The 11,225-nt window shown below is 69.5% G+C and carries 9 protein-coding genes; 6 read left to right on the forward strand and 3 right to left on the reverse strand.

Features of this window, described 5'->3' with window-relative positions:
• Positions 1 to 87: 87 nt before the first annotated feature.
• Both AC3WLB_RS07910 and AC3WLB_RS07915 read left to right on the forward strand, forming a co-directional pair.
• Positions 88 to 684 (forward strand): sigma-70 family RNA polymerase sigma factor, encoded by a 597-nt coding sequence (locus tag AC3WLB_RS07910; RefSeq protein ID WP_492504902.1) that lies wholly within the window; start codon positions 88 to 90, stop codon positions 682 to 684.
• On the forward strand, positions 681 to 920 hold the full coding sequence (locus AC3WLB_RS07915; protein ID WP_022896581.1) for a zf-HC2 domain-containing protein: 240 nt from the start codon (positions 681 to 683) through the stop codon (positions 918 to 920). The genes AC3WLB_RS07910 and AC3WLB_RS07915 overlap by 4 nt, the downstream gene beginning before the upstream one ends.
• 5 nt (positions 921 to 925) lie before the next feature.
• Here AC3WLB_RS07915 and AC3WLB_RS07920 read toward each other — a convergent pair whose 3' ends face one another.
• Complete coding sequence (locus AC3WLB_RS07920; RefSeq protein ID WP_492504903.1) at positions 926 to 1,390, reverse strand: septum formation family protein; 465 nt, start codon at positions 1,388 to 1,390, stop codon at positions 926 to 928.
• A gap of 77 nt (positions 1,391 to 1,467) precedes the next feature.
• Complete coding sequence (locus tag AC3WLB_RS07925) at positions 1,468 to 5,292, reverse strand: multifunctional oxoglutarate decarboxylase/oxoglutarate dehydrogenase thiamine pyrophosphate-binding subunit/dihydrolipoyllysine-residue succinyltransferase subunit (protein WP_492504905.1); 3,825 nt, start codon at positions 5,290 to 5,292, stop codon at positions 1,468 to 1,470.
• A 148-nt stretch (positions 5,293 to 5,440) separates the two neighbouring features.
• Between AC3WLB_RS07925 and guaB1 the strand changes: the two genes are divergently transcribed.
• From guaB1 to AC3WLB_RS07945, 4 genes are all read left to right on the forward strand, one after another.
• Positions 5,441 to 6,880, forward strand: a complete 1,440-nt coding sequence (gene guaB1 / locus AC3WLB_RS07930) for a GMP reductase (RefSeq protein WP_492504907.1) — start codon at positions 5,441 to 5,443, stop codon at positions 6,878 to 6,880.
• A gap of 173 nt (positions 6,881 to 7,053) precedes the next feature.
• Complete coding sequence (locus tag AC3WLB_RS07935; RefSeq protein ID WP_492505634.1) at positions 7,054 to 8,421, forward strand: hemolysin family protein; 1,368 nt, start codon at positions 7,054 to 7,056, stop codon at positions 8,419 to 8,421.
• Complete coding sequence (locus AC3WLB_RS07940) at positions 8,414 to 9,451, forward strand: hemolysin family protein (protein ID WP_022895967.1); 1,038 nt, start codon at positions 8,414 to 8,416, stop codon at positions 9,449 to 9,451. Before AC3WLB_RS07935 ends, AC3WLB_RS07940 begins: the two co-directional genes overlap by 8 nt.
• A 40-nt stretch (positions 9,452 to 9,491) precedes the next feature.
• Positions 9,492 to 10,376: an ADP-dependent NAD(P)H-hydrate dehydratase gene (locus AC3WLB_RS07945; RefSeq protein WP_492504908.1), complete on the forward strand. Its 885-nt coding sequence runs from the start codon at positions 9,492 to 9,494 to the stop codon at positions 10,374 to 10,376.
• A gap of 13 nt (positions 10,377 to 10,389) precedes the next feature.
• Here AC3WLB_RS07945 and AC3WLB_RS07950 read toward each other — a convergent pair whose 3' ends face one another.
• Positions 10,390 to 11,100: a YceI family protein gene (locus tag AC3WLB_RS07950; protein ID WP_492504909.1), complete on the reverse strand. Its 711-nt coding sequence runs from the start codon at positions 11,098 to 11,100 to the stop codon at positions 10,390 to 10,392.
• Positions 11,101 to 11,225: the final 125 nt, after the last annotated feature.

The following is an 11,225-nucleotide window of genomic DNA, read 5'->3' on the forward strand; positions in this document are numbered from 1 at the left end:
GACGGCGTGACGGCTACCGCAGTGCTGACCGAGCCCAGGACGACCATCGAGGTCGATCCGGCGGGCCCGGTCGTAGACTTGGGCGTGATGAGCACAGCCACCCCAGACCCGCGCGCCCTCTTCGAAGAGCAGGCCATCCCGTTCCTCGATCAGCTCTACGGCGCGGCCCTGCGCATGACCCGCAACCCGAGCGATGCCCAAGACCTGGTGCAGGAGACCTTCGTCAAGGCCTACGCCGCGTTCGGTCAGTTCGAGCAGGGCACCAACCTCAAGGCGTGGCTGTACCGCATCCTCACGAACACGTTCATCAACACCTACCGCAAGAAGCAGCGCGACCCGTACCAGGGGTCGACCAGCGACATGGAGGACTGGCAGCTGGGCACGGCCGAGTCGGCCACCGCGACCCTGTCGAGCCGCTCGGCCGAGGCGGAGGCCATCGATCATCTGCCTGACAGCGACGTCAAAGAGGCGCTGCAGTCGATTCCCGAAGACTTCCGTCTGGCCGTGTACCTGGCCGACGTCGAAGGGTTCTCCTACCAGGAGATCGCCGACATCATGAAGACCCCCGTGGGTACGGTCATGAGTCGCCTGCATCGTGGCCGGCGACTTCTCCGGGGGCTGTTGACCGATTATGCGAAGGAGCGGGGCCTCGCCACCGCATCCGCCAAAGGGAGCAAGAAATGACTGACTGCGGTTGCGACAAGGCACGGGCAGAGCTCGAAGAGTATCTGCGGAACGAGATCTGCCGAACGGACGCGGCCGAGATCAAGGCGCACCTCGAGACCTGCGAGGGGTGTCAGTCCGAGCTCCACATCGGCATCGTGCTCACCCAGACGGTGCAGCGCGCGTGCAAGGAGACCGCTCCCGAGGAACTGAAGGACCAGCTCCTCGCTCGCATCCGCACCCTTCAGGCCCACTGACCCCGTCAGCGGCCGGCCCCGCGCAGGGAGCCGGTCGTCTGACCGTCCGGATCGAAGATCACGCAGCTGATCGTCTTGCCGCCGTCTTCGTACCAGGAGGCCAGGAGCGGCGTGTAGCTCGCGTACCGATACTCGGACTCACCGTAGGGCACACCCACGAAGTCCTCGAAGGCAGTGCTGCAGCCTTCGTCGGCCTGCGCCGCCATGTCGTCGTCGCTCGGGAACATGTCGCCGGTCGCATCGAACTCGTAGTAGACCTCTGAGTCGTGCGCCTCGGCGCAGTCGACCACGGGCACGTGATCGACCTCGCCGTCCGTGCCCGCGTCGTTCAGGCAATCGCCGACGTCGACCGCGAAGACGCTCGTCGTCGCTCCGTCGCCACCCGTCGAGCAACTCGTCAGTGCACTCAGCGCCAACGCGGCGACGGTGACGCCGAATGCGCGGTGCAACAGTGAGGACGCCCCAGGCATCGACATCTCCAACCCCCATACTGATGATTGCTCGGGAATGAGCAATCATCACTATAGGGGTCGGAGTCGGGCTCGGGCTAGTGCTGCAGGGCGCGGGCGATCAGCTCGGTCTGCTCCACCGCGTGGCGCTTCGCGGAGCCGGCGGCGGGGGAGGCCGCCGCAGGGCGCGAGACCACCGAGATGGTGCGGCCCTCGAGCCGGCGGGCGAGCTCGGTGCAGATGAAGGGCCAGGCGCCCTGGTTCTGCGGCTCGTCCTGCACCCAGGTCAGCTGCGCGTTCGGGTACTGGGCGATGACCGCGTTGATCTCCTCGAGCGGCAGCGGGTAGAACTGCTCCACCCGCACCAGCGCGATGGTGTCGTCGGGGTTCTTCTGCAGCTCGCTGGCCAGGTCGTAATAGACCTTGCCCGAGTGCAGCAGCACCTTCGTCACGGCGTTCTTGTCGGTGATGCGCGCGTCGTCGATCACCGGCTCGAAGCGGCCCGAGGTGAGCTCGTCGACCGAGCTCGTCGCTCCGCGCAGGCGCAGCATGGCCTTCGGCGTGAAGACGATCAGGGGCTTCCGCGGCCGGGCGTAGGCCTGGCGCCGCAGCAGATGGAAGTACGACGCCGGGGTCGACGGCCGCGCCACGGTCATGTTGTCCTCCGCGCACAGCTGCAGGTAGCGCTCGATGCGCGCCGAGGAGTGGTCGGGCCCCTGGCCCTCGTAGCCGTGCGGCAGCAGCAGCACGAGCGACGAGCGCTGGCCCCACTTCTGCTCGGCCGACGAGATGAACTCGTCGATGATGGTCTGCGCACCGTTCGCGAAGTCGCCGAACTGCGCCTCCCAGAGCACCAGTGCGTCGGCCCGCTCCACCGAGTAGCCGTACTCGAAGCCCATCGCGGCGTACTCCGAGAGCAGCGAGTCGTAGATCCAGAACCGGGCCTGGTTGTCGGTGAGGTTCGCCAGTGGCAGCCACTCCTGACCGTTCTCCCGGTCGTGCAGCACGGCGTGGCGCTGCACGAAGGTGCCGCGACGGGCATCCTGACCCGCCAGGCGGACCGGGGTGCCTTCGACGAGCAGCGAACCGAGCGCGAGCAACTCGCCGAATGCCCAGTCGATGCTGCCCGAACGGCTCATCTCGAGCCGCTTCGCGAGCAGCTGCTGCAGCTTGGGGTGCACCGAGAAGCCCGAGGGCGGGTTGTCGAAGGCGTCGCCGATGAGGTGGATGGTCGACTCGGCCACCGAGGTGTCGAACGGCGTCTTCGCGCTGTCGTCGCGCTGCGACTCCGGGCGCTCGAGATCGGCGACGGCGTTCGTGTCGGCGGTGATCACCGGGATCGACGAGGTCTGCGCCGCGTGCGTCTCGGCGAAGGCGCGCTCCAGGCGGTCCTGGAAGTCGCGGTGGACGCCCTCGTACTCCTCCTCGGTGATGTCGCCGCGACCGAGCAGTGCCTCGGTGTAGAGCTTGCGCACCGAGCGCTTCGCCTCGATGAGGTTGTACATCAGCGGCTGGGTCATCGAGGGGTCATCGCCCTCGTTGTGCCCGCGCCGGCGGTAGCAGATGAGGTCGATGAAGACGTCACGGTGGAACTGCTGGCGGTACTCGAAGGCGAGCTGCGCGACGCGCACCACCGACTCCGGGTCGTCGCCGTTCACGTGGAAGATGGGCGCCTGGATGGTCTTCGCCACGTCGGTCGAGTAGACCGAGGAGCGCGACTCCGATGGGGGAGTGGTGAAGCCGACCTGGTTGTTGATGTTGATGTGGATGGTTCCGCCGGTGCGGTAGCCGCGCAACTGCGACATCTGCAGCGTCTCGACCACCACACCCTGGCCCGCGAGGGCCGCGTCGCCGTGGATGAGGATGGGCAGCGTCGAGAAGGTGCCGATGGGCTTCCGATCCTGCTTGGCACGCACGATGCCCTCGAGCACGCCGTCGGCGGCCTCGAGGTGCGAGGGGTTCGCCGCGAGGTACACCGGGATCTCGGTGCCGTCGGAGGAGGTGAAGGTGCCCTCGGTGCCGAGGTGGTACTTCACGTCGCCCGAACCCTGGACGGTGCGCGGATCCTGGGTGCCCTCGAACTCGCGGAAGATCTGCCCGTAGGTCTTGCCGGCGATGTTGGTGAGCACGTTCAGGCGCCCGCGGTGCGCCATGCCGATGGCGACCTCGTCGAGGCCCTCCTCGGCCGCGCCCTGGATGATGCGGTCGAGCAACGCGATGGTCGACTCCCCGCCCTCGAGCGAGAAGCGCTTCTGGCCCACGTACTTGGTCTGCAGGAACGTCTCGAAGGCCTCGGCCTCGTTGAGCTTCTCGAGGATGCGCATCTGCTCGTCGTGGCCGGGCTTCGCGTAGGGGCGCTCGACCTTCTCCTGGATCCAGCGTCGCTGCGCCGGGTCCTGGATGTGCATGTACTCGATGCCGATCTTGCGGCAGTAGGAGTCGCGCAGCACGCCCAGGATGTCGCGCAGCGGGGCCTGGCGGGTGAGGCCGAACTCACCGGTCACGAAGTCGCGGTCGAGATCCCAGAACGTCAGCCCGTGCGTGGCGATGTCGAGGTCGGGGTGGGAGCGCTGGCGGTACTCCAGCGGGTCGATGTCGGCCATCAGGTGGCCGCGCACGCGGAAGGCGTTGATCAGCTCCTGCACGCGCGCCGTCTTGTCGATGGCGCTCGCCTCGTCGACCGAGATGTCGGCGGCCCAGTGGATCGGCTCGTAGGGGATGCGGAGCTCGGCGAAGATGTTCTCGTAGAACTTGCGCTCACCGAGCAGCAGCTCGTGCACCTTCTTCAGGAACTCGCCGGAGCCGGCGCCTTGGATGACGCGGTGGTCGTAGGTGGAGGTGAGGGTGATGACCTTGCCGATGCCGAGATCGGAGAGCACCTTGGGCGATGCGCCCTGGAACTCGGCCGGGTACTCGAGGGCGCCGGCGCCGATGATGGCGCCTTGCCCCTTCATGAGCCGCGGCACCGAGTGCACCGTGCCGATGCCCCCCGGGTTGGTGAGCGAGATCGTGGTGCCCTGGAAGTCGGTGGCGGTCAGCTTGTTGGCGCGGGCGCGCTGCACCAGGTCTTCGTAGGCCGAGAGGAACTCGTTGAAGCCCATGGTGTCGGCGCGCTTGATGCCGGGCACGAGGAGGGCGCGCGAGCCGTCGGGCTTCGGGATGTCGATGGCGATGCCGAGACCCACGTGCGCCGGTGCGACCACCGCGGGCTTGCCGTCGACCTCGTCGTAGTAGACGTTCTGGCTCGGGAACTCCTTGAGCGCCTGCACCAGGGCCCAGCCGATGAGGTGGGTGAAGGAGACCTTGCCGCCGCGAGCGCGACGGAGGTGGTTGTTGATGACGATGCGGTTGTCGATGAGGAGCTTCGCCGGGATCGAGCGCACGCTCGTGGCCGTCGGGACGGTGAGGCTCGCATCCATGTTCGTCGCGAGCGACTTCGCCATGCCGCGCAGGGGGGTGACGGTGTCTTTCTCGGCGTCCTCCGCTGCATCCTTCGCCGCCTCCTCGGGCGTCGCGGGGCGCGTGCTCGGGGCCTCGGCGGGAATCGGCTGGGGCTTCGCCTCGATGCTCGTGGTGCGGGCGATGGGCTGCGTCAGCGGGCGCGCCTCCGCACCCGACGCCTCGGCGATCTGCTGCGACTCGGTCTTCGCCGTGCGCGGTGCGGCGGCGGGCTGCGCAGCGGTGGGCTGCTCGGCCTGAGCGGGAGCTGCAGGCTGGGCCGGCGGAGCGCCGGCCGCAGCATCCGTGGCCGCGCCGCCGGCGACGTGGGAACGGTAGCTCTCGAGCACCGGCCACCACGACTTGTCGACCGAGTTCTTGTCGGCGACGTACTGCTCGTAGAGCTCATCGACGAGCCACTCGTTCGCCCCGAATTCTGCCGACGTGCCGTCGTCGGTGCTCGTACCCGTCAATTGGCTAGCCAAAGCCGATCGCCCACTTCCCGTTTGCCTCGTACTGGGCACGTGCCGGTGTCTGCTGCGCTGCTTCGTTCACGCGTGGACACGTGCACGGTCAAGCCTAAACCTTTCCCGGGTGTGCTCCGCTCATCAGCTGTCGCGATACCGTTGAGGCATGGAATTCCACGCCGAGGCGGGGCGCACCGACCTGACCTATTCCGACGTCTTTCTCATCCCGTCGCGTTCGGCGGTGACGAGCCGGCTCGACGTCTCACTCGCGCCGGGCGACGGCACCGGCGCGACCATCCCGATCGTCTCGGCGAACATGAACTCGGTGACCGGGCCACGCCTGGCCGCAACCCTCGCCCGGCGCGGCGGCCTGGGCGTGCTGCCGCAGGACATGCACCTGCAAGATCTGGCCGCCGCCATCCGCTGGGTGAAGGATCAACCGGTCGAGTACGACACGCCCTTCGACTTCCGGCCCGAGGACACGGTCGAGCAGGCGCGCACGACCGTGCCGGCGGTGGCAGGCCACGGCATCGTGCTGCACGACGCCGAGGGTGAGTACGTCGGCTGCATCCCCGCGTCGCGCCTGGCGACGGCGCTGCCGGATGCGCGGCTCGGCGACCTCGTGCACGGCGCCCTCACCGCGATCTCGGCCGACGACGTGTCCGGACCGCGTGAGGCGTTCGACGCCATGGTGGCCGCCGAGCTCGACTTCGCGCCGGTGCTGCGGCACGGCGCCGTCGTCGGTACCCTCAGCCGCACCAGCGCGTTGCGGTCGACGATCTACCAGCCGGCGGTCGAAGGCGACGGGCGATTGCGGGTGGCCGCCGCCGTGGGCATCAACGGCGACGTGGTCGAGAAGGCGCGTGCCCTGGTGGCAGCGGGCGTCGACGTGCTCGTGGTCGACACCGCGCACGGGCACCAGGAGGGCATGCTCCGCGCGCTCCAGGCGCTGAAGGGCGCGGGCATCCGGGTGCCGATCGCGGCCGGCAACGTGGTGACGGCCCGGGCGGTGGCCGACCTCGTCGACGCGGGTGCCGACATCCTCAAGGTGGGCGTCGGGCCGGGCGCGATGTGCACGACCCGGATGATGACAGCGGTCGGCCGGCCGCAGTTCTCGGCGGTGCTGGAGACGGCCGCCGCTGCGCGGGAGCTCGGTGCCCACGTGTGGGCCGACGGGGGAGTGCGCTACCCGCGTGACGTCGCCCTGGCACTGGCCGCGGGCGCCTCTTCGGTGATGATCGGGTCGTGGTTCGCCGGCACGCTCGAGGCGCCGGGCACCCTGAACCAGGATGCCGACGGCCGGCTGTACAAGGAGAGCTGGGGGATGGCCTCCACCAAGGCGGTGCAGGAGCGGTTCGGCCGCCTCGACGCCTTCGAGCTGGCGCGCAAGACGCTGTTCGCCGAGGGCATCTCGTCCAGCCGCATCTACCTCGACCCGCTGCGGCCATCGCTGGAGGACCTGCTCGACATGATCACCTCGGGTGTGCGCAGCTCCTTCACCTACGCGGGTGCGGCCACCCTGCCCGAGTTCCACGAGCGGGCCGTCGTGGGCATCCAGTCGGCGGCGGGATATGAAGAAGGGAAGGCGCTGCCGGTCAGCTGGTGACCCGGCCGTTCTGAAGGCTCGGCACGGTATACTCGGGACGACAATGGACGACCCTCCCTCTGCCCATCATCATCCGTCGCCGAACATGATCGAATGCGATCGACTCGACCTGCACGGCCTGCGCCTCGCGCGTGGCCGGTTCGGGGGAGGCCCCGGTGGCCTTTGAGTTGATCATGCTGGGGGTCGGCGTGCTGCTCACCATCGGCACCGGTTTCTTCGTCGCCTCCGAGTTCTCGCTGGTCAACCTCGATCGCTCCGATCTCGAAGCGCGCTCCGCCCGCGGCGAGAAGGGGTTGCAGCCGGCCATCGCCGCGCTGAAGCACACCTCCACGCATCTCTCGAGCGCACAGCTCGGCATCACACTCACCACGCTGCTCACCGGGTACACCATGGAACCGGCGATCTCCAGCCTGCTGCGCGCACCGCTGACGGGGCTCGGCATCCCCGAGTCGGTGGTGCCCCCCATCAGTGCCACCATCGGCATCGTCATCGCCACGCTGCTGTCGATGATCATCGGCGAGCTCGTGCCGAAGAACTTCGCGCTCGCCCTGCCGCTCAAGACGGCGCGCATCGTGGTGCCGTTCCAGCTGGCCTTCACCATGGTCTTCCGCCCCGCGGTGGCGTTGCTCAACAACACGGCCAACGCGCTGCTGCGCCTCGTGGGCATCGAGCCCAAGGAGGAGCTCTCGGGCGCTCGCACGGCTGAGGAGCTGTCGTCGCTGGTGCGCCGCTCGGCCCTCCAGGGCAGTCTCGACGAAGACACCGCGACACTGCTGAACCGCACCCTGCTGTTCTCGTCGCACACGGCGTCGGATGCGATGACCCCGCGCCCGCGGATCGCGAGCGTGAAGCGCACCGACCCGGCGCAGGCCGTGCTCGACCTCGCCCGCTCCACCGGGCACTCCCGCTTCCCGGTGATCGACGACGACATCGACGACGTGGTGGGCCTCGTGCACGTCAAGCAGGCGGTCGCGATCCCCCGCGACCGTCGCGGCGAGGTGCCGGTCGCCGCCATCGTGACCGACACCGTGCGGGTGCCGGAGACCATGATGCTCGACGTGCTGCTCGGCGAGCTGCGCGGCCGTGGCTACCAGATGGCCGTCGTGGTGGACGAGTACGGCGGAACAGCCGGCGTCGTCACACTCGAAGACCTCGTCGAAGAACTGGTGGGCGACCTCGCCGACGAGCACGATCGCACCCGCGCCGGAGTGGTGCGCACCCGCGGGGCGACGACGTTCCCGGGCATCCTCCGGCCCGACGAGCTGGCCGACCAGGCGGGCATCCGGGTGCCCGACGACGGGCCCTACGAGACGGTGGCCGGGTTCGTGATGAGCGAACTCGGCCGGTTGCCGGTGGTGGGCGACACCGTGACCCTGCCCGAGGGCGCGCTCCGCGTGGAGCGGCTGGACGGGCGGCGGATCGACCGGCTGCGCTTCATCCCGTCGCCCGAGGAGGCGGCCGAGGAGGCCGAGGATGCGGCGCCGGGACGTTTGGCGACGCGGGCCGACGCCGGCGAGCGGAAGGGGGTGACCCGTGGCTGACTGGCTCGGAATCGTCTGGCTCGTCGTGCTGCTGGCCGGCAACGCCTTCTTCGTCGCGGCCGAGTTCGCCGTCATCTCCGCGCGCCGTTCGCAGATCGAGCCGCTCGCCGAGCAGGGCCGGTCGAGCGCCAAGACCGCGCTCTGGGCGATGGAGCACGCCACGCTCATGCTGGCGACCAGCCAGCTCGGCATCACCGTGTGCTCACTGCTCATCCTGAACGTGTCGGAGCCGGCGATCCACCATCTGCTCGAGGTGCCCCTGCATCTCACGGGGCTCCCCGAGGAGGTGATCGGCACGATCGCGTTCATCATCACGCTGGTGCTGGTGTCGTACCTGCACGTGGTGCTCGGCGAGATGGTGCCGAAGAACCTCTCGTTCTCGATGCCGGATCGCGCGGTGCTGCTGCTCGCGCCGCCCCTCGTGGGCATCGCGCGCATCTTCAAGTTCATCATCGTGGCGCTCAACTCCACCGCCAACGGGGTGCTGCGGCTGTTCCGGGTGGAACCGAAGAGCGAGGCGGCGAGCGCCTTCACGCTCGACGAGGTGTCGACCATCGTCGCCCAGTCGACAAAGGAGGGCGTGCTCTCCGATCGCACCGGCACGCTGTCGGCCGCGTTCGAGTTCACCGCGAAGACCGTGGCGGAGGTCACGGTGCCGTTGGAGTCGCTGATCAGCCTGCCGCCCTCGGCCACGCCGGCCGACGTGGAACGCGCGGTTGCCAAGTACGGATTCTCGCGCTACGTCGTGCTCGACGGCGCGGGTTTGCCCGCGGGCTACGTGCACCTGAAGGACGTGATCGATCTCGACGACGACGAGTTCGACGAGCCGATCCCGGCCAAGCGCATCCGTCAGTTGCCGTCGATGTTCGAAGGCACCGACCTCGAGGACGCCTTGGCGTCGATGCGGCGCACCGGCGCCCACCTGGCCCGCACCTTCACGGGCACGGGGGTCACCACCGGCGTGCTGTTCCTGGAGGACATCATCGAGGAACTGGTCGGCGAGGTGCAGGACGCCACCCGGCGTGCGTGAGACGGGCCGGGTCGGGGCTCGGCGGCCTATCGTGGACACCATGACCGATGAGGCGGAGTGGCACGACTGGACCGAACTCGATGCGGCCGAGTGCATCGCGGTTCCCGGGCCGGATGACGACAAGTACTCCCGCGGCGTGCTCGGCGTGGTCACGGGGTCGGATCTGTTCCCGGGTGCCGCAGTGCTCGGGGTGGAGGCCGCCGTGCGCACCGGGCTCGGGATGGTGAGATACCTCGGCCCTGACCGGGCGAGCGGCTTCGTGCTGCATGCCCGGCCCGAAGCCGTGACGGCCGAGGGGCGCGTCCAGGCGTGGCTCGTGGGGAGCGGTATGGACGCCGCACATCGTGACGACGAGACCCGGCGGCGGCTCGATCATGCCGTCGCCGACGGCGTACCGCTCGTGGTGGATGCCGGCGCGCTCGACCTCAGCGAGCGCATCAGCGGTCCCGCCGTGCTCACGCCGCACGCCGGCGAGCTGGTGACGCTGCTCGCCGCGTACGGCGTCGAGGCCGATCGGCCGGATGTCGCGGCTCGGCCGGAACACTGGGCCGCCGTGGCGGCCGACCGCACGGGGCACGTCGTGCTGCTGAAAGGGCGCCACACCCACGTCTGCGCGCCCGCGGCCGACGGTGCAAGGCGGGTGCGTGCCCGGGTGGAGGCGCCCTCGAGCTGGGCTGCCACCGCGGGCTCGGGTGACGTGCTGGGGGGAGTGGTCGGTGCGCTGGTGGCGACGAACGCATCCGCTCTCGCCGGTCTGGATGCCGGAGCCGCGGCTGCGCGCCTGGTGGCCCTTGCCGCGACCGGAGCCTATGTGCACGCGTGGGCAGCCGAGCGGGCGGCCGACTCCGGGCCGATCGCCGCGCTCGACATCGCGCACGCCGTGCCGCGGGTGGTCGCCCGGCTGGCCAGCGGCACACGCGCCTGAGCCCGGCCCGCCGTCAGCCCGCGGGCGTCGCGACCAGGTCGACGTCGATGTAGGCCGTGTCGTCGAGATCGAGCACGCCGAGGTCGGGCACCGCGATGCCGTAGGCCTCGAGGTCGACCGGGATGCTCCCCGTCATCCTCCCGGTCTCGCCGTCGAAGCGCAGCGCCACCTCGGCGCGGACCGGGTTGGTGATGCCGCGCACCGTCAGGGCGCCCACGATGGTGACCGGTCGGGCAGCCGTCTCGTCGCCCTCGTCGGCCGCGTCGAGGGCGTCGCTCAGGTCGACGGGCTCGGTGAGCACGAACGACGCCGTGGAGCCGCCGCCGGTGAGCACGAACGAGCGCAACAGGGTGTCGAGGGCCGTGTCGTCGCTCTCGAGCGTGGCGAGGTCGACCATGAACTCGGCGTCGGTCAGCCGGTCTCCGCTCAGCATGATCACGCCGGAGAGATCGGTGGTCTCCCCGCTCACCACTTCGTCTCCGCCCGCGGACACCCGGTAGCCGACCGTCGAAGCCGGGTCGAGGTGCCAGGAGACCGTCGCGTCGGCGGCCACGGCTCCGTCGCCCTGCGGCGCGTCGAACACCGTCGGGACGACCTGCTGCACCGAGGCGCTGGGGTCGAGTGAGACGCCGCGGCTCACGATGGGCACGGCCACCACCGCCACCGCACCGACGGCGGCGGCACCCGCCACGAGGGCGAGGGCGTACTTGGCTGTGCTGTTCACGGGGGGCTTCCGGCTCGATGACGCTCGATGTCGACGCTCCAGTCAAGCAAGCGAAGGTGGTCGGCGGCTGGGAACGGGCGGAACGACTCCTGAATCATCGGTCACCGTCCTCCCAGACACTGCGC

The sequence above is a fragment of the Herbiconiux sp. FW305-C-125 genome, assembly GCF_058783455.1.